The sequence below is a fragment of the Ochrobactrum teleogrylli genome (assembly GCF_006376685.1).
GTDB classification, from domain to species: domain Bacteria; phylum Pseudomonadota; class Alphaproteobacteria; order Rhizobiales; family Rhizobiaceae; genus Brucella; species Brucella teleogrylli.
Genome location: NZ_VEWL01000007.1, coordinates 199,167 through 222,948, shown reverse-complemented (window position 1 = coordinate 222,948; position 23,782 = coordinate 199,167). Strand labels below are relative to the sequence as shown.

Here is a 23,782-nt window from a genome sequence, read left to right as displayed (position 1 = left end):
GTTCACCGGAGGATAGGGAGCATTCTGGTGAGGCAATGTGCTATCCGTTCGGGAGCATTCTCTGATGAGGCAATACGGATGGCCGCTAGCGTAAAAGGCGTGAGGTGCAGACATATATCGTTTTCCCTATGTGATCCGACGCCCGGAAATGGCTCGGTAGATGAGGAAAATGAATGTCTGTGACCCTATCCATGATGGTTGCCTTTAAGTTGGATGCGCTTCTTAGCCAGTCGCGACTTGGATTGCAAGCGGTATTTTTGGGATTCCTGCAATTATTATAGGGGCTTACGCGGCGGGGTTGACGGCAGGCGGGCCGACATACGCTTTTAACAATCCTGCCCGCATCGGCGGGCGGGATTGCGACCGAAGGGAGGCGTCGGCTAGTCTGCCGTCACTGAGCGACGGGTCCCAATGTCCTATTTTTGGCGCTTAAGGAGGCCCGCTTGAACCGCGACCCGTGGCGCGGTGAAGGCGATGGCCGGATTTGGCGCTAAAAATCGACGTTGGGTAGAGCGAGTGTTACCCCGCTGCATGAGGTTCAATCTCCACCTCTGCGATAATATTATTCAATCGTTCTCTTGACGTGATAAGCACTGGTCGTATTGGGCAAAGGCTAATCCATGCGGAGGGCTAATATGGTTAGTGAAAAAGTTGACAGGATTTTGCGTAGCATTGGTGTCGGTGCGGATGAAATTGAGCGCATGACTGAAAGCGAATTCGCGCGACATTGCTATCACCAGTACATACCACTAAAACCTAGCGGAAACCGTAGAATGCTGGAAACTAAAATATGAAATTTCGTATTGCGCGGCCGTCTGATGCCCCAGTCCTTGCCGCTATTTCAATCGAAGTTTGGCTGGGGACCTATATCAAGAGAGGCGTGAATGCCTTCTTTGCAGAATTTGCCCTTAGCGAATTCACATCGGCCAAGCTGGCAGCGCTGCTCGAAGATCCCAACGAGCATGTGATCGTGTCCGAGAACGAGGACGGCCTTGATGGGTTTATCCGCATCAGCCACGAAAAGGTGGCTCCTGTCGCGAACTGTTCGGCCATGGAGATATCGACCCTTTACGTTCAGCCGCGTCACCATGGCAGAGGTCTCGGCAAGGCGCTCCTGGTGCAAGGGCTGAATTATGCACGGACTGCGGATGCTCCATCGGTCTGGCTGACCACCAATTCCGAAAACTCCCCGGCAATTGCCTTCTATCTAAAGCAGGGCTTTGAAAAGGTCGGGACCACGCATTTCAGCATCCATGAACAAGCATACCTAAATGATGTATTCAGACGTGTGATCACTTGATAGACAAATGAACTCGCGATCATCTGCCAAAGGTTATATCCAGATTGATGCAGCGAGGCATTTCTGTCGGCGAGCACAGGCTCTGGATTTGACAGAAGTGAAATGTGCGCGGCAAACTAAAAAGACCCCATCATAGCCCGGCAAGGCTAGGGGTCTTTAAGGAACTAAAATCATGATGATTCAGACGCTTAAAATTGTAAAGACGCCATTTAACACGCGGTGACGCGCTTGCTGGAAACCCCGGTTTTCAGCACACAGAATAGTCTACCCCAAAAAGCAAAATTTGTTGACGAAGCTCCGGCAGGCAAGAGTTTTCTAGCCCAAAGGCTGGCGGCTGCACCGTTGCTTGGGCGCGGGTTTTTCAGAAAAGAATTTGAATCGGAATTTGAGAACGGCGGTTCTGTCGGCGGAAAAATCGATTTTTATGATCTTCTTGACGGCAAGATTGAGCCGGAAACGCCGGAAGAGCGTTTGCGAGCGGATTTCACGGCGCTGGATGAGGAAGAGGCTGAAAAGCCGAGCCGAAAGGCTTTGCCTCGCCACACGGTGGAGTTTGTCGCTCCATCCGACAAGGTACTGGCGCAAAAAGCGCGGGCGCATGAGCACGTTGCCAGTTTCTTACCCCCAGAATGGCGCAAGTTTTTGGAGAAACTGAGCAATGCCCGCCGCGTTGAACGCGAGAAATTGATTATTGAACTTGTGGGATGGGAAGGGCTGGAAGTGCTTGGCCTGCGGCCTGAGAAGCTACGCGAGATGGCCGCAAACGAGGCCGCTACATATGCGCTTGATTGGCCGTGCAAGGATAAAGACGGCAATCTTATCAACCAGCATCCAGACCAGAGACGTCGCCGCGATGAAAGATGGCATCTGCGTAAGATCGCGAAGTTGCAGCGCAAGACGATTTTGCGCGTTGAGGGCGCTTTGAAGGCCGTTGGCGGTCGCAATGCATGGGCAAGACCGACTTATGTGAGTGATTATCTCGTAGGCTTGTATCGCGAGCATGTCGATTTAACGGAGGAAATTTTGCAGGGTCTGCGACTTGTGAAAGTCGATGATCCGACCGTGCAAATATCCATGATAGAGCTTAATGAAAAGGCGAAACGACAGGCGACGGCAAAGCGCTCACTGATGATTGACATGATGCTTGCACGTTGGAAGGCATTGGGCTGGCAAGTCTGCTGGATTACGGTCACGCTACCAGGCGAATTTGTATGTCACGCGACAAATGAAGAGACACGGACCAGTGAGCACGATCCGCGTAAATTCGGGCCGTGGGAAGCATTGGACAAGATTCAAGACGATATGAAAATCGTCCTTCAAATCCTTCGCAATAAGAAAATTCGACCATCCGGAATGTGGTGCGGACAGCCTCAGCAATCGGGATCACCACACAGACATATACTATTGGCAGTGCCGACATTGGATGAAGCGCGGAGCGTTTGCGACGAATTCCGTAAGAAATTTTCGACACGTCTTGAGGCTGACGGCAAGGGACAGGATCGCGGATGCGATGCCCGCGTTATTGGCGATACTGACAAGCGCTATAGCCCGAAACCGAGTAGCGATGGCTCGGCGGAGACTGCTACATCTGCAGCCCGATATGCAGCCAGATATTCGACCAGACAAGAGCAGAAGGTTGACCGGAAGCGGGTCGAAAAATTTGAACAATGGAAAAAAGAGATAGGCGATAAAAAGCTATTTGGCGAAGAAAGGAAGGAGTTTAAGCGCGAGGAAAAGGCAGTGAAAGAGATGCTGGATTCTGAGCGTTACCGCGCTTGGAAATGGATTCGCCGCACTCGGACACATACGTGGATCGGGCTCGATTCCAGTCGTGCGCCCAATGAAATTTGGGATGTTTTGTGGAAATGCGCACATCGTGGTGACCTCGAGCCGGAAGATGCCAGAATGGCAATAGCTATGCGTCACATGATCAAGGTGCGCGAGTTGTCGAAGCTAGCGGAAGCTACAAGGGCGGACATTGCGAGATTGGACGAAGACGACGAGACATTGGCTGGACTGAACATAGTTCTACGCGAGCATTCGGATGCGGCTGCAATGGAAGCGTGGCATGCAGCCATAGCAATTGGCATGTGGCCGGATTCGGACATGGACCCAATTGAGTTGCAATGGCTACGTGAGGCGGTGGCCGAATGGGAAATGATGGGGGTTGACGTAGATGAGGTTGCAGAATCCGCTACGATTATCAATCGCCTGGCCGTCGATCCACTACCGCCTATGCCCTTACGGAAACTGGCTGAAAATGGCTATGGCGAAGAGGTTAGTCAGACAATTGGCGCACTTGGGGCGGTGGCGCGTTTTGTTTTCAAGAATGACATGCCACAAGAGGCGGAAATTCGGGAAGCTGCGGCATCCCTTGGGTTTTCAAATGCGCTGAAATTCGCGGTTGATAAACTTGTCGAAAAACGCAAAGGCCGTGAATTGACCGTTTGGCGGTTTAGAAAGGTGTTTTTCGGATTGGCTCAAACTGCTGGTTTCGGATTCAGCGAACGTCCGAGCGGGCGTTTTGTGATTTTTGATACGTCTGGCGAACAGATGATCAAAACCCCCGACGCGTGGAAGATCGTTGATGAAGAAACAGCGGCGAAGATGGTTGAGGAACATAATGCTGCTATCGAATCCGAAAGTGGTATGTCTCAAGGGATTGAAAATAATATTGTTTTCAGAGATACATCTCCAGATAATCAACACCTACCCAAGACGGTGGGAGCTAACGCCCCACCTATTGGATATATAAGTCCACATGGCGAAATCCCATTCTGATGAGCGGAAAATTCCACCAAAAAGTTGACAGAAAAGAGCTTCGAGATTTGGAAGATGAGTGGGGCTTGCTTTTGGGGAATTCATTCTCATTTATTAAGGGCTTAATCAAATTGGGGGGGGACTATGAATGTATTTGATACTAGCGAACCCGGTGTGCACGATATGGGAAAGCTACAAGCATTTATCAACACGATAAAAGATGACGATGAACAGTATCATTCGATGATGCTGATTTACAATCTTCAAGCATTAAACGCTTATGTTAACGACTATGCCGCCGCAATTGGTCTGCACCTTCATATCGACGGCCTCAGAAAACAAGTTCAGAACGTCAATATTAGGGGTACAATCGAATTTACAAAGAATATGCATGCGCTGGATCTTTGGAATCAAATGGCTGGCCGAGAAGCTTGTATGACAGTTTTTCATTTCGGGAAGTCCTTAAATGCCATTCGTTCAACGATGAAAGACACACCCACTATTCGTGCGATAACCAAGCATGATCTGTTACGTGAAGCTAATCGTGATCTTGAAACCAATTTCCCAAACTACAACGACGCAAGACATGCTGCAGGTCATAGAGCCGAAGCTATTTCCTCTTTGGACGCCGTAAAGAAACACGCAGTCGATCATGGCCATATGAAGGAATACCTTCCTGGCAGGATAGTGGAAGATACTTACGTCACAACCTTCGAAGGGCGACGGATTGAAGTCGAGCTTACGGAGCGGAAGCGAAAGGCATTAAGCGTCATAACGGACAAGATTTACTCAGCGTTTCCTGATCTACATACTAACCTTCCGCCCATGAGCTAATATTTCAATCATCCGCCGACAGTTACAAAACCTGTCGGCGGACTGTGAAAAATTTGATTTTAGCATTGTCTGATCCGACAATTCTTGTAACGGAATATTCCATTACAAGAAGGCGGGTAATTGTGCGGGTAATTGATCTGTTTTGTGGTGCGGGCGGCATGTCCTGCGGGCTTCGGAATGCGGGCTTTGATGTAATTAGGGCTTACGACAATTGGCAGCCTGCGATTTCCACATATCGCGCAAATATCGGAAGTCATGTATGGGCGCATAATCTAAATGACATTCTCGGTATCGGCCCGATGCTATCCAGCCTGCAACCGGACATGATAGCCGGAGGCCCACCATGTCAGGACTATTCGGTTGCGGGGGAGAGACAGGAAGGCGAAAACGCGAATATGACGAAGGCGTTTGCCATGCTCGTCACTATTGCGAGGCCACAATGGTTCTTGATGGAAAATGTTGAACAGGCCCGCAGATCCAGGGTTTGGGCAGAAGCACGGACAATATTGGTCCGAGCGGGGTACGGTCTGACGGAAGCGAAACTTGACGCTTCGTATTACGGTGTCGCCCAATCTCGGAAACGCCTATTTATTATAGGCCGTCTTGGCGAAAGAGACGGCTTTTTAAGCTCGGCGCTTATGGAAGCACGATCTGAGCAGCAAACAACACTTGGCGACGTTTTCGGGGCGGATTGTCCGCCAATATTTCTCTATCCACGATTTCGCATGAACAAGGCCGTTTGGCAGGCCTGCGAGCCTGCGCCGACCATAATTGCATCGTCGTGGCGTCCTATCCCCGAGGGGCGTGAAGTGGCTACCGGAACTGTGGTGCCGTCGCTGGCACAGATAGGGCAACTGCAAGGTTTTCCGACAGACTGGGAATGGCGAGGCAGTTCAAAGCACGAGAATATGAAACTCATTGCGAACGCGGTCCCTGTAGGTTTGGCAAAGGCTATCGGCAAAGTGATCTTGAGCCGCCAAACAGGCGAAAATCTGCCTGCAATACAAGGAAATTTTACGCGTTGGCTTATGCAGCGGGGCCGCTCATATCAGTCTGCAAGGAATGTGAAATCGCAATTGCTAAAGGCTAGGCGTTTGCTCGGCGGTCGGACTTTTAATGATACTGGAATCGAATTGGCTAGGCTGGATGCCCTGCCGAATTTCCAAGAGATTGCACCAAAGATACGATCTGATTTGCGCGCCGCCGTTCGCCTGTATGCTGAATTTCTCGAATCCGGCATGCAACGGGCAAAGCCCGAAAAGTTGGACTTAGCGGCCTGAAATCCAGATTTTGGGCGTTGGGCGCAAAAATGAAGGCGCTAGAAGTGCCATTTAAAGCGCAAGTTTGATGCCTGCCTTACCTGAACCCACAGAAAACGGGCGATTCAGAGGCCTTTCGCGGCGGCATACGCATTCGGTTTTGGTTCATCTGATGGCTCGGTTTCCTCGTATTCAGTGCCTTTTACGACGCGAAACCATATATCCTCTATCTTCTCTGCAGCTTCGCGAGCGGATGGCTCAATGCCTGATGTTTCGCCCAAAGAACCACGGGAGACAGGCAAATCCATTGCTTGAAAAGACCACGACCAACCGCCTTCCGAACTGGCGATATGTTTATGAAATCGTCCTACATTTCCAGGGAAATTGGGCGCGCTGGCGACGAAATCGTCTTCCCGGTCATTCCATGTTTTTCGCCATTTTAAGACAAGCTTAATTTCTGACGGTTCCGACATTTTCCACACCTCGATTCTGAATTGGCACGGACATGGAACATAGCAGGAACAAAGAGAGATGTCACCTATAGGTGACAAACTCAATTTATTTCAAATCATCCTGATTTGAGATGAGTTGCCTGCAACTCCACTTCCTGTTTTTCAAGCCGATAGGCGACAGGTGAAGGCAGAGCGTGCCAACCAAATTGCGCTGTAGCCAGGCTGAGACTGTGATAAAAGGAATCGCATGTAACATGGGGGCTTTATATGCAGCGCTGGCAAGAACAAATAACCAAACATCCGTTGAACACTGTTCTGAACCGTTTCGAAGAACAAGCGACAAGAGAACTTGAAAGTATCGATGACGTACAAGCTATAGAGCGCGCCAGATTTTTAAAGGTAGTAAAGTTAGCGCAGCAAATACTGAATGGCCTCGATCCAGAGTTGGCACCAATCGATCTGCTGAATCAAATTCATAACCAAATCAATGCTCATGGAGCAATCGGAACCGTAGAGCAGTTTGCCAAGAATTCCGATCCTAAGCTTTTCAACGCATTAAACGAACAAATTAATCCTGCGCTTAGTTACTTATATCAACTGAGTTCTTTGAAATTTGCTCGTTCTACACGCAAAGCAGACATTGACGCTGCAACCTCCTCATTTGAAAACTTCGCAAAGAAAACCAAAGAGAGCTTTCTCGCGTTTAAAGCTGAAGCTGAGGCTAGCCTAGCCAAAGCAAAACAATCTGCCGATAACGTCACGTCTATAAGTGCTAAAGCGGACGCTATTGAAGCCGAAATCAACAAAACAATTGAAGAATGGAATAGCAGTTCTTCAAGTATCCTAACCAGCCAGAAATCGGACTTTGCGAATGATAAACAGCTTCGTGATGAGAAGTTCGCGAAGGAAATGGACGATTTCAGAGAGAAATTTAAGGCTGAGAGCGAAACATTAATTGAATCAAACAACGTTGCTTTGATAGAGAAGCAATCTTTATTTGATAAAGCCATTGAAGAAATAAATAAAGACGCCAAAAAAAGACACGAAGACATCGTGAAACTGCATAATCTTGTGGCGCATGACAGCGTGACAGGCGGTTATAAGAGTATAGCAGACAGAGAATATGACGCCGCACAACTTTGGCGAAAAGGCGCGATTGCTTGTATTATCGCAACGATCTTATGGCTCCTCGCAAGCCTGTTTTGGTTTACGCCAGTACTTTATCCAGAAAAGCTATTCTGGATGCAAGTCGCCAAATCCGTATCGCTCACCGCGCTATTGCTATCGTTCGCAGTGTACGCATCCAAGCAATCCACCCTGCACCGTATTAATGAAAGAAAATCGCGCACGTTTTTCCTTCAAGTGCAGGCGTTTGATCCGTTTATCGCTAATCTGCCAGAAGAAGCTCAAAGAGCGCTCAAAGAAGAATTGAGCAAGCGCATATTCGGCGCTGACGATCATTCACAAGATAGCAATTTGATGGAGAAAGCTGAGTTTAAAGGCATTGAGCGAGGTATCGATTTGCTCGGCCAACTTCAAAAGCTTGTTGGTAAAGGCTGATGAGTTGTTACACCGTGATCGTTTTATAGCGCTCGTGGCGGATGGGGATAGTCGCTTAAGTGACTATCCTGCCCTTTGCGCGAGCTTCGGCTGCATAGGCCGAAAGCGGCTTGTCTGCGCGAAAGTGGCGGTCGCGCTCGACCAAGAGGCGCATAGGGCCTCTGAGGGAACTGAGTTCACTGAGAGAGGCATACCCAAGTTCGGGAGAGCCATGTCCGAGGTCGCAGAGGCCGTAAAGGGTATCCTCGTCTGCAGCGAGTTCGGAAAACAACCAGGTTGCCTGAGCGTCGGGCGTAAAAAACTTCACGACTGGCCTGTGATCGCGCTCCGCGATTTCGGACTGGTTTGCGTTGTGACGAAGAGCGGTGCGGAGTTCGCGTGTAAGCAACATTGTTTGGCCTCCTTGTCAGTCGCCCTATGCGACCGTTCTGGAAGCCGAAAACATCGGGAATAGGGTTGATTAGCTGGATGACCGTAGGGAACGCTCGCGCTCGTCCATAAGCGATCAAACCGACCGATGTAGGCAGACATAAGAACGGTGCATATTTTCTGCGATGAACAGGAGGTCGCCAACACTATTGCTAGCGACTTCAAACATCAGATTTCGCCACGAGCCATTTTATCCGCGATAGATGGACGACCACGCTTGCGTTTCGGCATTTCGACAATTGGTAAAGGTGGCGTTGGTTTGCGGTGCTGATCGACCCAAGATTCAAGGTCCTTGTAAGCGAACATCGTGCGCCGACCGATATTGACGGTTGCGGGACCACGACGCTTGTAAACGAGGTCGCGAAGAGCTGGACGGGAAAGGCCGAGAACAGCAGCGGCATTATCATAATCGAGCAGCAAGGGGGTGTGCGGTTCCATAGACACACGACTCCTGTAGTCTGGAGTCATGCGTTTGCCTCACGCACTGACGGAATAGCTGCTTATGCTGATCTGTCTTCACCGTATCTGCGTGAACCGCTTCACGCCGTGGAATGCCACGTAACCGGGGTGCATTAAGAGAAAGATATAAAGGCAACACCTACAAATAGGCTGACCGCGATTTTTGCGGTCGTCAATCCCTTTTGTCGCTGAATGTCGCTATAAGTCTCCGAGTTGAGATATCCGCAAGGAAATCGGGGCAGAGGTCACTTTTTACTGGCACATTTGGCACAATTTTGGCACAGTAAGTAGCGACAAATGGCGACTTCCAGCGACAGATGGCGACACTAAATAATTGATTTTATTGATAAGTGCTTGATGAAAAACACCATGTGACTGCCCTCCGAAGGCAGAGGTCACAGGTTCGAATCCTGTCGGGTGCGCCATTTCTCAATCAGCTTTCAAATTCGCTCAGGATACCTGTAGCCAGTCATCAATACCTTCGGCTGCGGCAACGCCCATTGCGAAACAGGCCGTTAAAAGATAGCCGCCGGTGGGTGCTTCCCAATCGACCATCTCACCGGCAACAAAGAGGCCGGGCATTTTCTGCAACATCTGATTCTGGTCGATCTCATCCCACACGATACCGCCAGCCGAAGAAATGACCTCATCTATCGGACGGGTACGCAGCAAAGGGACGCGAAGCGCCTTGATGGCATGCGCCAGCTTGTCAGGATTTTTATCGCGCAGATATTCAGCAACAAGCGCTGCCTTCACGCCGGTCAAGCCAGCGCCCTTCCGCAAAAGATTGCCAAAGCTGAGCTTGCTGTCCTGTCGTTCCAGATCGGCTTTGAGCCGCTCAACGCTACGCCCCGGCGCAAGATCGAGCACCAGATCGGCCCGCCCGTCTGCTTCCAGCGCGTCCCGCAAGGCGGCTGCGTGCGCGTAAACAAGGCCACCTTCAACACCCGTTTTCGTGATGACGAACTCGCCCTGTGTTGTCCCCGCAGCGCTTGTGATGGTGACGGATTTGACTGGTTCGCCTGCAAAACGGCTCACCAGATGCTCACTCCAGGCAACATCGAATCCACAATTTGCGGAACGCAGCGGCGCGATCGTAATGCCCTTCTCGGCAAAATGTGGCACCCAGGTGCCATTTGAACCGAGTTTCGGCCAGCTTCCGCCGCCAAAAGCAAATAGCGCAGCATCGCATTCGACGGTTTCGCGGCCATTGGCCGTTTCCACAACAGGCCTATTGCCTTCAAAGCCCACCCAGCGATGGCGCGTCAGCACCCGCACGCCTTGCGCTTCCAGACGGCGTCCCCATGCGCGCAGAAGCGGCGAGGCTTTCATCGCCTTGGGAAACACCCGATCCGAGGACCCCACAAAGGTTTCAGCGCCAAGCCCGTCAGCCCAGTCGCGTAGTTGTTGAGGCCCAAACTTTTGCAGCATTGGCAGAAGCCGGGCATTGGCCGCGCCGAAACGGCTTGCGAAGACCGCGAAATCTTCCGCATGAGTGATGTTAAGGCCAGATTTTCCAGCCAGCAGAAATTTCCGTCCAACCGTCGGCATCTGCTCATAGACGGTCACGGCGTATCCGAGCGCAGACAGTTTTTCGGCTGCAATCAGTCCAGACGGACCGCCGCCGAAAACCGCAATGCGACCGCTACGCATGTCTGTCTTGCTGAAACGTGGACGTAAAATCCATCAGTCCTGCTTCTCCAGCATTTCCTTGACGGTGGTCGCCAACTGCTTGAGCGAAAACGGTTTTGGCAGGAATCCGAACTTTGCATCCGCGGGCAGATTGCGGGCGAAGGCGTCTTCCGCATAACCGGAAACAAACACGAATTTGATATCCGGGTAGGTCTTGCGCAGCTCACGCAACAGCGTCGGGCCGTCCATTTCAGGCATGACCACGTCGGATACGACGATATCCACCTCGCCGCCCAGCTCTTCCATGATTTCCAGCGCTTCCACGCCGGAAGCCGCTTCATGCACCGTATAGCCGCGCGACTGGAGTGCGCGCACGCCGCCCATACGCACGGCATCCTCGTCTTCCACGAGCAGGACGGTAGCGGAACCGGACAGGTCCGTTGCCTTTTCGACCTTCTTTTCCTTGACCGCGACGGGCGTGTCTTCGGCACTCTTTTCCACGATAAGGCGTGGCAGGAATATCTTGAAGGTCGTCCCCTTGCCGACTTCGGAATCGCAATAGATGAAGCCGCCGGTTTGCTTGATGATGCCATAGACCATCGATAGACCAAGACCGGTGCCCTTGCCGACTTCCTTGGTGGTGAAGAATGGCTCAAAAATCTTTTCAAGCACATCGGCTGGAATGCCCGTGCCGGTGTCTTCCACCTCGAAGACGACATAATCGGCTTCAGGAAGATCGCGATAATTGAGCTTTGCCGCTTCATGGACGGGCACGTTGCGGGTCCGCAGCGTGATTGCACCGCCCTCAGGCATAGCATCGCGCGCATTGACGGCGAGATTGACGGCGACCTGCTCGAACTGGCCAAGATCGGCTTTGACTGGCCACAGGTCGCGGCCATGATCAATCTTCAGTTCGATATCCTTGCCGACAAGGCGCGCCAGCAACATGCGCAGATCGGCCAGAACATCGGTCAGGTCCAGCACTTCCGGACGCAGCGTCTGGCGGCGCGAGAACGCAAGCAACTGGCGCACGAGCGAAGCGGCACGGTTTGCGTTCTGCTTGATGTTCATAATGTCCGGGAAAGACGGATCGGACGCGCGATGATTGGTCAGAAGCAGGTCCGACGACATGATGATTGCCGTCAAAACGTTGTTGAAATCATGCGCGATACCACCGGCAAGCTGGCCCACAGCCTGCATCTTCTGGCTCTGCGCCATCTGGTTTTCGAGCGCTTTCTGTTCCGTCGTTTCAACGGCGGATATGATCGCGGCTTCTTCCGACGATTCCCCACCCATATCGCTGACCGGGCTCATATAAAAACGGATATGCCGTTCTTCATTACCCGGAAGCACAGTATCGACGGGCGAGATACTCGCCTGGCCCGCAAATGCCGCGGCAAGCGCCTTGGTGAAGACTTCGCGGTCGCGCTCATGCACGACATTTTCGAGCTTCACGCGGCGATCGACGGAATCGCGATCCACAACGGACGAGAAAATATCGAGGAAGCGCGCATTGGTGCGTAGCGTGTGCCCTTGCGCATCGACGGCGGCAATGGCCATCGGCGCGGAATTGAAGAATCGCGTGAACCGAACTTCTGCCGAACGCAGTGCAGCCGAGGAATCATCCCCCTCCGCACGATCCAGAACGATGGTGCGACTGGTGCCGCGCGTCCCGTCGCGCGCCGCCTGTACACGGTGATAAAACCGCACGGCCAGGCTCTGGCCATTGCGCTTGATGAGATCGAGATCGATCACCGTGTTGCGGCTGGTGCCGGGCTCGGCCTTGACGGCCTTGATCAGCGCCATGCCGCTGCCCGCTACGATTTCGTTGAGCGTCAGCGAGCCCGGTGTGAAGGCTGTGAGATCGACGCCCAGCCATTCCGCCAAAGTGGCGTTGAGATAGATGATGCGGCCCGACGGATCGGCAGAGAAGAAGCCTGCCGGTGCATGATCGAGATGATTGATCGCTTCCTGCAATTCCTGAAAGAAGCGTTCCTGTTCGGCGCGTTCTTCTGAAATGTCGGCAATCTGCCAAGCGACGAGCGGGCCTTTGTAATCCTGCCCCGCTTCGATGGGACGAGCCTTGATCCGATACCAGACCGGTGCAAGCGAACCATGCGCTTCACGGGACAGCCCGCCAGACAGTCGCACTTCCTCCTGCCCGGAAAGACCGTCACGTACGGCATTCGTCAGACGGTAAATCGCGTCGGATGCTGCCGGTTCCGCCGTCAGCACATTGTCAAGCGAGCGGATGCCGTCGGCATTGGCAACGCCGGTCATGTTGGCATAAGCCTGATTGGCATAAACGATCTGGCCGCGAGAATCGGAGATGACAGTACCTTCCGGCTGCGAATCCATGAAGGAATGCGCCAGATCCTGCCCGCCTTTGCGCTGGCTGAACTGAATGAGGCCCGTGGCCGCGCCCAGAAGATAGAAGACACCGACCATCGACAGAATGCCCATCAGGATGAGCGCGAAACCATCGCCAATCCGGTCGCGAAACAGGAAATAGACAACCGCCAGCCCGGTCAGCAAAAGGCCGACGATCAGCAGACGCAGCGCGCCGCTGGAATTGCGCTTCGGTGTAACGAGCGGTTTCGGATATGCGTTGTCCGTCTGTCGAGACATCAAGCCCACCGACCTTCCATACTGCATGACTGTTCTGCGCAGGCCGTGAATGTGCCGTGCATTGTTTCGATCAGCCAAGACGTCTTTTCACTCATTAAGCAACCCGATCCTGTCGCCACCCATCTTCTTGCGCGTTCTCCATAATCGATCGCGCAGCGGGGCGAAACGCCATGCATCTGGGTATATCCGATTCGCAGAATGCTTTAATCGGCGAGCAGCACAAGCGTTGCTACACGGAAACGGTGTAAATGCAGTTGTTTTTCACCGTTTTGGTTGGGGATCATAGATTTCTCGCAATTCGATGGAACATTCCCAACGCTTGCAAATTCAACTACTGTCCTGGAAAGTGCAAGTTGCGCGATGATGCGGAATGTCGGGGGATGCACAATCTCCGCTCGTCGGGTTTTTCGAATATTGAATTTAAGAGGGTATCCGCATGAAGGAATGGCTCAGCGGCATCGTTGGAGAAAGCGCGGCTAATATTGTCGGCTTTGTGCTTATATTTGCGATCATTCTCGGCGGAATTTTCGTTGTTTTGAGTATCATCCGCCGTTTCAGCGGTGGTACTTTCGTCTCGAACGGTCGGACACGCCAGCCGCGCCTCTCCGTCATGGATGCCGCAGCCGTGGATAGCCGCCGCAAGCTGGTTCTCATCCGTCGCGACGATGTCGAGCATCTGCTGCTTATCGGTGGCCCGACGGATGTGGTTGTCGAACAGAACATCGTTATGGAATCACGCGCCCATGCCCGCGTGCAGAACTCGCGTATCGAGCCGGAACATATCGAGCGTTTTCGTCAACATGAAGCGACGATCACAAGCGATGTGAACGAGCGTCCGGCTTTGTCGTCACAGACATCCGCGCCAGAACCGACGCCGGCCAAGGAAGAAGCGATCCAGCTGAGTTCGGCCATCGAAACGCCGGTCTACCGCAAGCCGGAACCGCCGAAGGAAGAGCCGGTCCGACACGAAGCCCCGCAAGTTGCTGCGCCGCGCGTACCGCCGCGCCCGCCGGTGACACCGACGGTCACTCCCGCCGCCCCGCAGGCCCCTATCCGCCCTCCGGTCGCGCCGCCCGTACAGGCCGCACCACAGAACCGTCCGCAACCGCGCCCCGCACCCAATTATCCGCCGCAGCCGCGCACGGTGCTTCCAGCCCAGCCACCACAGCCGTCGCAGCCGCCTGCCCGTGCTCATCCTGCCTATCCGCTGAGCCAGGTATCGCGCGGCGTGGTCAGCTCTACGTCAAACCTGGGAACCACCGCCGCAACAGCTGGCGCTGCTGCTGCAACGGTCGCCTCGGCAAATCTCGGCAGCATCGTGCCGGAGCGTGAACCGGTAGCCGCCGTGACAAACACGCCCACGCCTTCGCTCGACGTGACGAGCCCGTCCGTTTCGTCCACCGTGACACCGGATTTCAGCAATGTATCCGAACCGAAGCGCGTCGAGCCGGAAGTTGCCATCGCCGCACCGGTCCAGCCGACAGCGGCAACGGAAGATGACGATCTGGAAGGACTGGGGGGTGCGTTGCACGACGCCATCATGGCCGATCTTGAAACGGAAGTGACACCCGTGAAGGAAGAAACGCTTGAACCGGAAGCGGATTTGACGACTGATTTCTTCGAAAGCGAACTTTTGAGCTCGCTTGACATTTCGGCAACCGACGACACGACGTCGGATGATATTGAAGATGAGATGGAAAAGCTTCTCGGTGAACTGACGAAGAACGAAACCCGCCCGTAAGCAGGCGGTTCTCGTTTCGGCCTGGAGCATTTCCAGCAGAAGTGCGAAGCGCCTACGCAGGGAAATCAGTCCACTGGACTGATTTCTGATCCTGCTTCGATGCGTAGGATAATGCGTAAAGACAAATAGATAGAGCAGTTCTACGATTCCGTTTTAAGCGGAACGGCGCTAAAAGCGCCAGCGGTTATGCCGCTGGCGCTTTTAGTTTGGCGGGCATGCAAAAACAAAAGGCTGCGGTCACCCGCAGCCTTTGAAATTTCTCAAACCAACGTTATGTTTTAGTCGTCGCGATAAACTTTTTCACGACGCTCATGACGTTCCTGCGCCTCAATGGACAATGTCGCAATTGGGCGTGCATCCAGACGCTTCAGGCTGATCGGCTCGCCGGTTTCTTCGCAGAAACCATAAGTGCCTTCGTCAATCCGGCTCAAAGCCGCATCAATCTTAGAAATCAGCTTCCGCTGTCTGTCGCGAGCCCTAAGCTCGATTGCCCGGTCCGTTTCGGAGGATGCCCTATCCGCCAGATCGGGATGGTTTGCATTTTCCTGCTGTAGCGCATCAAGCGTTTCACGCGCTTCGCGAAGAATATCATTCCTCCAGGCGATTAGTTTCGCTCGGAAGTAAGACTTCTGCCGTTCATTCATGAACGGTTCGTCTTCAGTGGGCCTATAGTCAAGGTCGATTAATTCACTCATTCTGAATCACCCCACATCTAGGAGACGCGTGCGGTTATATAAGTCCATCGTCCAGTCGACACAACATCAAAGAAACGTATCCCACTACTTTTTAGTGCATCAATTTTGTGTGTATTTGCAAAAAATTTGTGCAAATCGCGCGCGCAACAGATACTCCGGCCATTATGTCTGGAAGATGACACCGAGGATTAAAAATAGATTGCAACGGGAAACATGATCTCAGCAATTCCGTTACCGTTGCTCTATTATGCCCAATAAATCAGCACCAATCCGCTGTGAAAAACGTCAGGCAACGGTGGAAAATTACGCCACATGACGCAGCAACCGCGCATTTTAGCGAAAATCATGGCAAAACATCTGTGTAGCCACGTTCGGGACGGTACAGATGAGTCGCTTGCTTCTCCTACGACATGCCAAAGCCGTCTGGGCAAAGCCCGGAATGAAGGATTACGACAGGCCGCTGGATGTGGAAGGCCACAACGCGCTCGACAGGCTCGCCGAGGCGATGCGCGCGACAGGCCTTCTGCCTGACCGCGTGGTGCTTTCCGGCTCCTGCCGTACGCGGGAAACCGCCTTCGGCCTGCAGACAAGGCTGGGCGTCGAGGTCGAAACCATCATAGACGACGAAATCTATAGCGGCGGCGCAGCGGAATATCTGCGCTCCATTCGCGCGCATGGCGATGTCGAGACGCTGATGCTGGTCGGGCATAATCCGAGCATGGAAGATCTGGCGCTTGCCTTGTGCGCCAAAGGCGACCGGGAGAGCCTTGACCGTCTGCATGCCGGTTTCCCCACCGCCGCCCTCGCAACAATCATTTTTTCTGAAAAGCTGAGCGATCTCAGCCGCGAACACGGATTTCTTGAAAGTTTTCCGCAGCCGGGAGCCTGACGCGCCTTCGTCTTGCGAAAAGGGTTCGTCATCTTATTTATACGTGAACCGAGATTCACCCTGCGAGGACATCATTGGCAAAGCTTACCAGCATCGGCGATGAAGCCAAAATCGCACTGGACACACTGACGGAACGTGCGACCGGGCTTCTTTCACCATCGCTGCGCCTTGGGGTGACGGGCCTGTCCCGCGCGGGTAAAACGGTTTTCATCACCGCACTGGTCCATAATCTCGTTCATGGCGGCAGGCTGCCGATGTTCGAAGCGTATAAGTCGGGGCGGATCTCCCGCGCGCTTCTGGAGCCGCAGCCCGATGACGCTGTTCCGCGTTTTCAATATGAAGAACATCTGTCGGCGCTTATCGACGAACGCGTCTGGCCGGATTCCACTCGTGCCATTTCGCAGCTTCGTCTGACCATTGAGTATGAAACCGCATCAGCATGGGGGCGATGGCTGTCTCCCGGACGACTCTCGGTCGATATTGTCGATTATCCCGGCGAATGGCTGCTCGATCTGCCACTGCTCGGCAAGAACTATGCCGAATTCAGCGCAGATTCCTTCGCCTTGGCCAACGAACCGACCCATATCGATCTGGCGCAGCCGTGGCTGGCGGATGCCGCCTCGGTCGATCCAGCCGAAAAGGCGGATGAACTGACGGCGCAGCGGCTGGCAAAAAGTTTTACCGCCTATCTGCGGGCCGGAAAAGCGGACGAACGCGCATTGTCCACCCTGCCGCCCGGTCGCTTCCTGATGCCTGGCGATCTTGATGGCTCGCCTGCGCTGACCTTTGCGCCACTACCCAACCTTGCACCTGAAGACATCAAGGCCGGATCGCTCGCGGCCATGATGGAACGGCGCTATGAGGCCTATAAAACCTATGTCGTGAAACCGTTCTTTCGCGAGCATATTGCTCGGCTGGACCGCCAGATCGTGCTGATCGACGCGATGCAGGCCATGAATGCCGGAGGCGCCGTGGTGGCGGACCTCGAACGTGCACTGACCGATATCCTGTCCTGTTTCCGTCCCGGACGCTCCAATCTGCTGACCGGCCTTATCCAGCGCCGTATCGGGCGAATTCTGGTGGCCGCAACCAAGGCCGACCATCTGCATCATGAAAGCCATGATCGTTTGCAGGCCATTGTACGTCGTCTTGTAGAACGCGCCATCGAGCGCGCCAATTTTTCGGGCGCAGACATCGATGTTCTGGCCATGGCAGCCGTGCGCGCAACCCGCGAAGCGACTGTGACACAGGGAAAAGAGGTTCTTCCGGTCATCGTCGGGACGCCTCTCAAGGGCGAACGTATCGACGGCGATGTTTTCGATGGTGAAACAGAAACAGCTATATTTCCTGGAGACTTGCCAAAGAATCCTAATGCGATCTTTGAACAGGTTTCCACACCGGAAGACCCTGCCATTCGCTTCGTGCGGTTCCGCCCCCCGCGCCTTGAACGCACCGCCGAGGGTGTGACGCTATCGCTTCCTCATATAAGGCTCGACCGCGCCCTTCAGTTCCTGATCGGAGATCGTCTGGCATGAGCGATGACACACCGCGCAAACCGACCTCCTTCAAGGTTGCCCCCCAGCCACGCGTTCAACCGGTACCGGAAGCGCCTGACGAGACGCCGCGCCGACCCCGTGCCGTCAAAGATTTGGAGCAGATCGTCGTAGAGCCGGATATTTTCGAACTCAGCGACGAAGAAGCCGCCGAACTCGAAGTTCTTGATCCAGCCTTCGAAGCACCGAAGCGCAAGGGCTGGTTTGGCGGATGGTCGCTCGGCAAGATATTGACCGGCGCACTGGGTGTTCTGGTTTCTTTTGCCGTTGGCATCTGGACCGAAGATCTCATTCAGGCGCTTTTTGCCCGTGCAGGTTGGCTCGGCTGGACCGCTCTGGCGGTAGCACTCGTCGCCCTCGCCGCTTTCATCGCCATCATAACCCGTGAATTGCTGGCCCTGAGACGCCTCGCCTCCGTGCAGCATTTGCGCAGGGATGCGGCGGACGCCGCAGAGCGCGATGACATGGCGGCTGCGCGCAAAGCGGTCGATGAATTGCGCGCCATTGCGGCCAACCTGCCGGAAACGGCGCGTGGACGTCAGCTTCTGGACGGTTTGACCGACGACATCATCGATGGGCGCGATCTGATCCGACTCGCGGAAACGGAAATTCTGCGCCCGCTCGACCGTGAAGCGCGCGCGCTCATTCTCAACGCGTCGAAGCGCGTATCGATTGTGACGGCGATCAGCCCGCGGGCGCTTGTCGATATTGGCTATGTGATTTTCGAATCGGCGCGGCTCATTCGCAGGCTGTCGCAGCTTTATGGCGGCAGGCCCGGTACGCTAGGCTTTATCAAGCTCGCGCGGCGCGTTCTCGCCCATCTGGCGGTCACTGGCACCATTGCCATGGGCGACAGCGTGATTCAGCAACTGGTCGGGCAGGGTCTGGCGTCGCGGCTGTCGGCCAAGCTTGGCGAAGGCGTGGTGAACGGCCTCATGACGGCGCGGATCGGCATAGCAGCGATGGAGGTCGTGCGCCCCTTCCCGTTTAACGCTGAAAAGCGCCCCGGTATCAGCGATTTCATCGGCGATCTGGCCCGCGTCAATGGCGACAGAAGCGCCGCGCCCAGGTCTGGCAAGGCTGCAGCGCCCAAGGCCCAACCATGAGTTTTTCCGGGAAAACCCACTGACTTCCAGCCCGATAAAAACCAAGCGTTAACCATTCGCGACGATTATTAGCGGATAGAAATCCTGCGTCAGAATCGCGCGAACTGGTCGTTTGGCACAATCCTGTTTCGGTGTGCCCATCCAGTCCGTTGTTTCTGATAGTGCCGGTTATTCCGGCTTTTTGCAGCGTATGACACGACATTCGGTCGTGACATACTGACCAACAACGATTAGGAATGGCGTCCAGTAAAGGTCGCAAATTCCGGGACAGAGCCGAATATGAAGAATTGCATCGCTGCCTGCCTGACGCTGCTGCCCGTCTCGCTTTCCGCTGCGCCGGTTCTGGCCGCAGACAAGGACAAGCAGTTTTTCCAGACGATCGAAGGCCAGTGGTCCGGCCCGGGCGAAATCGTTGCCGGCAAATACAAGGGCACCAAATTCGTCTGCAATCTTGCTGGCACCACACCGGATGATGCCGTTGGCATGACGCTGGATGGCAGCTGCCGCGTCGGCGTCTTTTCGCAGCCTATGAAGGCGACCGTCACCCGCGTCGGCTCTGGCTATTCCGGCAAGTTCAATGATGGTTCGGAAGGCAAAGGCCTCGACGTTACGTCCGGTTCCGTCAGCGGCAACAAGATGGTGTTCGGCCTCAATCGCAAACAGCTGAACGGCGCCATGCTGGCCCGCATTTCCGATCAGAACACGATGAATGTCACCGTGTCGGTGCGTGTCGAAAAGGAACTCGTTCCGGTTATCGGCATGAGCCTCAAGCGCATTGATAATGTCGCCGTCGGCAGCATCGCCAAGAACTGACTTTTACAGTTTTATTGGTTCCACCAGCCCGCATCCGTGCGGGCTTTTTCTATTTCGGATGATGGAACGTCCGCTTTCCATTCTGCAACCGTTCGCCCGGCGACTTTCAAGGATGGTGCGATATCGCTGAGTGGCACAAGCACAAATGCCCGCTCCTGCATGCGCGGATGCGGCAACTGGAGTTCCGGCAGCGCCATCGCAACAGGCTGCCCGGCAGCATCTTGCATCGCCAGAATGTCGATATCGATGATGCGCGGCCCCCAACGCTCCAGCCGAACGCGTTTCAGCGAGCGCTCCACGTCGAGACATGTCGCGATCAGTTCCAGCGGTTCGAGCGTGGTTCGCAGCTCGGCACAGGCATTGTGAAACCAGGCCTGATCGGTCTTGCCCCATGGCGGAGTGCGATAAACGGGTGAAACGGCGACCACACTAGTATCCGCGCGCGCATCCAGCATGCGCAGTGCGCTGCCCATAGAAAGAACGGGATCGTCAATATTCCCGCCGAGGCCAAGCCAGGCGCGATAGGGTCCTGCGACTGCACTCACTGCGGATGAACCACCGTGACCTCAACATGATCCAGAACACCTGGAACTGGCGCATTGGGCTTGCGAATGGTGATTTCGGCGCGCTTGATTTGAGGAAACCGCTTGCTCAGAGCCTTGGCGACATCAAGCGCCAGCGTTTCGATCAGATAGCGCTGGCGACCGGTGATGATTTCCTCGATCACCGTGAAAGCCGTTCCATAATGGACGGTCCCTTCAATATCATCGCTTTCCAGCGCATTGCCGGGATCGACATCCAGAATGGCGTCGACATAAAAACGCTGACCGAGTTTGTGTTCTTCATCGAACACGCCGTGGTGCGCAAAGAATGCGCAATTCATAATCCGGATCGTGTACACGGCTTCACTTTCTCATATTCTCGCTGCGCTTCACTTGCAGGATAGCATCCGCAATCGCAAGTGCGTCTCTATTAAAAGCGACATTGTGAACGCGAAAGATGTCGGCTCCTGCCAGTCGCAACGCAACCGAGGTCGCAGACGTAGCTATATCACGCTTCAAAGGGTCGGTCTCGCCCGTGATCGTGCCCACAAAGCGTTTGCGCGATGTGCCCACCAGCCACGGATAGCCGAAACGATGTAGTTCCTCCATCCGTGCCATCAAAACCACATCCTCCTCCACGGTCTTGCCGAAACCGAAACCCGGATCAAGCATGATGCGGGATCGATCAATGCCTGCCGCAGCGGCAATCTCCAGCGACTTTTTTAGAAAAACGGCGCGATCCTCAATGACATCGGGATCGGTTTCCCGGTCGCGGGTCGTATGCATGATGACAAGCCCTGCCCCCGTCTCGCGGGCAACACCGGCAATAGCCGGTTCGCGCTGCAAGCCCCAGACATCGTTGACGATATGCGCGCCAGCCTCCACCGCCGCTCGGGCCGTTGAAGCCCGATACGTATCGACGGAAATGATGCAGCCGAAACGTTCCGTCAGCGCCCGGATGACCGGTACAACACGGGCCACCTCTGTTGCGGCTTCGACGCTCTCAGCGCCCGGCCTCGTCGATTCACCGCCAACATCAATGATGGTGGCGCCGTCCTCGAGCATCTTTCCGGCAGCGGCAAGCGCCGTTTCGAGTTCATTGTGATGCCCACCATCGGAAAAGGAATCCGGCGTGATATTGAGGATGCCCATGATTACGGACTTTTCCCCGAACTCAAGGCTGCGCCCGTGAGCCAGTTGCCAGATTTTCGTCATTTCCGGATATTCCTGTATAGATGCTAATTAAGGCCCGCGATGCAACCAAGCTGGCCGAATGTCATTTAACCAAAGCGTTATAGTTCTCTTGACGTTTGCATGCCATGCTGCGACGGCAAAATATGAGTTTATTCCGAGTTTAGGAAAAAGGTGCCAGAATATGATTTTCAAAAAGCGGATTCTGGCTTTTGGCGCGGCTCTTGCAATCCTTGCATCTCAGGCCGACGCCGCATCGATCTTCCGTGAATTCAAATATTACACCGTCAATGGCAAGACAGCTGCCGAACTCGACAAGGCGCTCGCCCGCAGCGGCCCCTTTCTGAAGAAAACCGGACAGCATCATCCTGGCGCCGCTGAAATCCGATTCGACGCCAAAGTCCGCTATGGTCGTGCGCCGGGCAAGGCCTGCAAGGTGCAGGACGTCTATGTCAATGTTCACGCGAAAGTCTCGCTGCCGCGCTGGGCGCAGCGCCGCAAGGCGACAGCGGAACTGGCTCTGATCTGGGACACGCTCTATCAGGACATTCGCCGTCACGAGGAAAGTCATATCGTCATCGCGCGCAGCCATGCCAGCGAGATGGAACGACAGATCCGCGCCCTCCCCACTCGCTCGGACTGCGCCGTTTTGCGCAAGGATATCGACAGGATCACCGCCCGGCTGATGGAAGCCCATGACGAAGCGCAGCAACGCTTCGATCGCGTAGAGACCATCAATTTTGAAAAGCGCTTCGAGCGGCTGCTGACCTATCGTCTTGAAAAGATGAATCAACTGCCGCGCTGATTCCTACGATCCGGCTTTATGCAACCTCTTGCGCACAGCCTGCGTCATGAGGGCGGCTTCATGAAAACCGGACAGGATCAGCTTCAGCTTGCCCGGATAATAGCAGGCATCACCAATCGCATAGATATCGGGCTGTGAGGTCGCGAAAGTTTCAGGTGCGACAGCAATGGCATTGCCAGCTCTTTCCAAAGCGATTTCGGCCAATGGATCGGGCCGCACGATCTGGCCATCCGGTCCGAAAGCACCGAGACCCGAAGCGATCACCACGGCATCAGCCGCAAATGAAGCATCGTTGGCCGTCGTCAGGACAAGGCGATCTCCAGCGCGTTCCAACGTCGTGACGGTCTGACCGTAATGGAATGTGGGTTCGTAGGGCGCGATCTGTTCCAGGAGCCGGGAAACCAGCTCGTCGCCCATGATCGTGGGGAAACCCGGAATATCGAAGATTGGCTTGTCGGGATAGAAGGCGGAACATTGTCCGCCCGGCCGATCCAGCGCGTCGATAAGCTGACATCTGAACCCGAACAGGCCGAGCTGGAATACGGCGAAAAGTGCAACAGGCCCTGCCCCGATGATCGCTATATCATTCTTTATAACGATCCCCGGAGCAGCCGCCATTTTCTTAGTTCTGGCGTTCCGGCACCTGAACGACGAGACCGTCGATCTCATCGGTCACGCGGATCTGGCAGGACAGACGCGAAGTTGGACGCACCTCATAGGCGAAATCCAGCATATCTTCTTCCATCGGATCAGGCCCGCCAACCGTTTCCGTCCACGCTTCATCAACATAGACGTGGCAGGTAGCACAGGCGCATGCGCCACCGCATTCGGCGTCGATGCCCGGAATGCCATTGCGAATGGCCGCTTCCATCACGCTGGAACCGTTATCGGCCTCAACTTCGGTACGTGTCGCGCCGTCAGCAGATACGAATACGATCTTGGTCATTTTCATTCCTTGAAACGCGTGAAGCCACGCGATCTTTTATCCCTTGCGATGGATCACCTGAAATTGGGATCTGCACGCATAATCTCGCAAAGGCAGATACGGCGTTCCGGCCTTAGTTTCAACTGCAAGAGCCCCGTTAAGCCCAACTGCGCCAATATGCCGTGTTTTATAATGTATAAGCGGTGCGC

22 protein-coding genes are annotated in these 23,782 nt (G+C 54.3%); 11 read left to right on the top strand and 11 right to left on the bottom strand.

Annotation, left to right across the window (positions count from 1 at the left end; genetic code table 11):
• The first annotated feature begins 790 nt into the window (after positions 1 to 790).
• From FIC94_RS13450 to FIC94_RS13435, 4 genes are all read left to right on the top strand, one after another.
• Complete coding sequence (locus FIC94_RS13450; RefSeq protein WP_140025199.1) at positions 791 to 1,300, top strand: GNAT family N-acetyltransferase; 510 nt, start codon at positions 791 to 793, stop codon at positions 1,298 to 1,300.
• A 228-nt stretch (positions 1,301 to 1,528) separates the two neighbouring features.
• Positions 1,529 to 4,081, top strand: coding sequence for a replication endonuclease (locus tag FIC94_RS13445; protein WP_140025198.1), 2,553 nt, complete (start codon positions 1,529 to 1,531; stop codon positions 4,079 to 4,081).
• Positions 4,082 to 4,204: 123 nt separating this feature from the next.
• On the top strand, positions 4,205 to 4,894 hold the full coding sequence (locus tag FIC94_RS13440) for a hypothetical protein (RefSeq protein ID WP_140025197.1): 690 nt from the start codon (positions 4,205 to 4,207) through the stop codon (positions 4,892 to 4,894).
• 44 nt (positions 4,895 to 4,938) lie between these two features.
• A complete protein-coding gene (locus tag FIC94_RS13435) occupies positions 4,939 to 6,174 on the top strand; it encodes a DNA cytosine methyltransferase (protein ID WP_235892006.1) in 1,236 nt (411 codons plus the stop codon).
• A 104-nt stretch (positions 6,175 to 6,278) separates the two neighbouring features.
• Here FIC94_RS13435 and FIC94_RS13430 read toward each other — a convergent pair whose 3' ends face one another.
• Complete coding sequence (locus FIC94_RS13430) at positions 6,279 to 6,626, bottom strand: hypothetical protein (protein WP_140025196.1); 348 nt, start codon at positions 6,624 to 6,626, stop codon at positions 6,279 to 6,281.
• Between the two features lie 246 nt (positions 6,627 to 6,872).
• Between FIC94_RS13430 and FIC94_RS13425 the strand changes: the two genes are divergently transcribed.
• Positions 6,873 to 8,165, top strand: a complete 1,293-nt coding sequence (locus FIC94_RS13425) for a hypothetical protein (protein ID WP_140025195.1) — start codon at positions 6,873 to 6,875, stop codon at positions 8,163 to 8,165.
• Between the two features lie 55 nt (positions 8,166 to 8,220).
• On the opposite strand, the gene FIC94_RS13420 is transcribed toward FIC94_RS13425, so the two are convergent.
• The 4 genes from FIC94_RS13420 to cckA form a co-directional block, all read right to left on the bottom strand.
• Complete coding sequence (locus FIC94_RS13420) at positions 8,221 to 8,556, bottom strand: DUF2958 domain-containing protein (RefSeq protein WP_140025194.1); 336 nt, start codon at positions 8,554 to 8,556, stop codon at positions 8,221 to 8,223.
• Between the two features lie 206 nt (positions 8,557 to 8,762).
• Positions 8,763 to 9,032: a helix-turn-helix domain-containing protein gene (locus FIC94_RS13415; protein ID WP_180917985.1), complete on the bottom strand. Its 270-nt coding sequence runs from the start codon at positions 9,030 to 9,032 to the stop codon at positions 8,763 to 8,765.
• A 471-nt stretch (positions 9,033 to 9,503) separates the two neighbouring features.
• Positions 9,504 to 10,706, bottom strand: a complete 1,203-nt coding sequence (locus FIC94_RS13405) for a TIGR03862 family flavoprotein (protein ID WP_140025192.1) — start codon at positions 10,704 to 10,706, stop codon at positions 9,504 to 9,506.
• 33 nt (positions 10,707 to 10,739) lie between these two features.
• A complete protein-coding gene (gene cckA, locus FIC94_RS13400; protein ID WP_140025191.1) occupies positions 10,740 to 13,313 on the bottom strand; it encodes a cell cycle histidine kinase CckA in 2,574 nt (857 codons plus the stop codon).
• A gap of 436 nt (positions 13,314 to 13,749) precedes the next feature.
• On the opposite strand from cckA, the gene FIC94_RS13395 reads away from it, so the two are divergent.
• The gene (locus tag FIC94_RS13395; RefSeq protein ID WP_140025190.1) at positions 13,750 to 15,054 is read left to right on the top strand and encodes a flagellar biosynthetic protein FliO; all 1,305 of its coding nucleotides are present in this window, start codon (positions 13,750 to 13,752) and stop codon (positions 15,052 to 15,054) included.
• A gap of 278 nt (positions 15,055 to 15,332) precedes the next feature.
• Here the strand turns inward: FIC94_RS13395 and dksA are convergent, their stop codons facing one another.
• Positions 15,333 to 15,749 carry an RNA polymerase-binding protein DksA gene (dksA, locus tag FIC94_RS13390; RefSeq protein ID WP_109368939.1) on the bottom strand — a complete coding sequence of 139 codons (417 nt, stop codon included), beginning with the start codon at positions 15,747 to 15,749 and terminating at the stop codon, positions 15,333 to 15,335.
• Between the two features lie 385 nt (positions 15,750 to 16,134).
• On the opposite strand from dksA, the gene FIC94_RS13385 reads away from it, so the two are divergent.
• The 4 genes from FIC94_RS13385 to FIC94_RS13370 all read left to right on the top strand — a co-directional run bounded on the left by FIC94_RS13385 (position 16,135) and on the right by FIC94_RS13370 (position 20,110).
• Positions 16,135 to 16,638, top strand: a complete 504-nt coding sequence (locus FIC94_RS13385) for a SixA phosphatase family protein (protein ID WP_140025189.1) — start codon at positions 16,135 to 16,137, stop codon at positions 16,636 to 16,638.
• A 74-nt stretch (positions 16,639 to 16,712) separates the two neighbouring features.
• Positions 16,713 to 18,173 (top strand): YcjX family GTP-binding protein, encoded by a 1,461-nt coding sequence (locus FIC94_RS13380; protein WP_109368937.1) that lies wholly within the window; start codon positions 16,713 to 16,715, stop codon positions 18,171 to 18,173.
• The gene (locus FIC94_RS13375; RefSeq protein ID WP_140025188.1) at positions 18,170 to 19,297 is read left to right on the top strand and encodes a YcjF family protein; all 1,128 of its coding nucleotides are present in this window, start codon (positions 18,170 to 18,172) and stop codon (positions 19,295 to 19,297) included. The genes FIC94_RS13380 and FIC94_RS13375 overlap by 4 nt, the downstream gene beginning before the upstream one ends.
• A 279-nt stretch (positions 19,298 to 19,576) precedes the next feature.
• Entirely contained in the window at positions 19,577 to 20,110 is a 534-nt protein-coding gene (locus FIC94_RS13370) for a hypothetical protein (RefSeq protein WP_109368935.1), read from the top strand.
• Positions 20,111 to 20,121: 11 nt separating this feature from the next.
• Here the strand turns inward: FIC94_RS13370 and folK are convergent, their stop codons facing one another.
• From folK to folP, 3 genes are all read right to left on the bottom strand, one after another.
• Positions 20,122 to 20,583: a 2-amino-4-hydroxy-6-hydroxymethyldihydropteridine diphosphokinase gene (gene folK / locus FIC94_RS13365; RefSeq protein ID WP_235858880.1), complete on the bottom strand. Its 462-nt coding sequence runs from the start codon at positions 20,581 to 20,583 to the stop codon at positions 20,122 to 20,124.
• A 68-nt stretch (positions 20,584 to 20,651) separates the two neighbouring features.
• Positions 20,652 to 21,011, bottom strand: coding sequence for a dihydroneopterin aldolase (gene folB / locus FIC94_RS13360; protein WP_109368933.1), 360 nt, complete (start codon positions 21,009 to 21,011; stop codon positions 20,652 to 20,654).
• A gap of 4 nt (positions 21,012 to 21,015) precedes the next feature.
• Positions 21,016 to 21,867, bottom strand: a complete 852-nt coding sequence (folP, locus tag FIC94_RS13355) for a dihydropteroate synthase (RefSeq protein ID WP_140025187.1) — start codon at positions 21,865 to 21,867, stop codon at positions 21,016 to 21,018.
• 160 nt (positions 21,868 to 22,027) lie between these two features.
• Here folP and FIC94_RS13350 point away from each other — a divergent pair, with 160 nt between their 5' ends.
• Positions 22,028 to 22,648 carry a DUF922 domain-containing Zn-dependent protease gene (locus tag FIC94_RS13350; protein ID WP_140025186.1) on the top strand — a complete coding sequence of 207 codons (621 nt, stop codon included), beginning with the start codon at positions 22,028 to 22,030 and terminating at the stop codon, positions 22,646 to 22,648.
• A gap of 3 nt (positions 22,649 to 22,651) precedes the next feature.
• On the opposite strand, the gene FIC94_RS13345 is transcribed toward FIC94_RS13350, so the two are convergent.
• Both FIC94_RS13345 and FIC94_RS13340 read right to left on the bottom strand, forming a co-directional pair.
• Positions 22,652 to 23,266 (bottom strand): NAD(P)/FAD-dependent oxidoreductase, encoded by a 615-nt coding sequence (locus FIC94_RS13345; protein WP_140025185.1) that lies wholly within the window; start codon positions 23,264 to 23,266, stop codon positions 22,652 to 22,654.
• A gap of 4 nt (positions 23,267 to 23,270) precedes the next feature.
• Complete coding sequence (locus tag FIC94_RS13340) at positions 23,271 to 23,594, bottom strand: 2Fe-2S iron-sulfur cluster-binding protein (RefSeq protein ID WP_140025184.1); 324 nt, start codon at positions 23,592 to 23,594, stop codon at positions 23,271 to 23,273.
• Between the last annotated feature and the right edge of the window lie 188 nt (positions 23,595 to 23,782).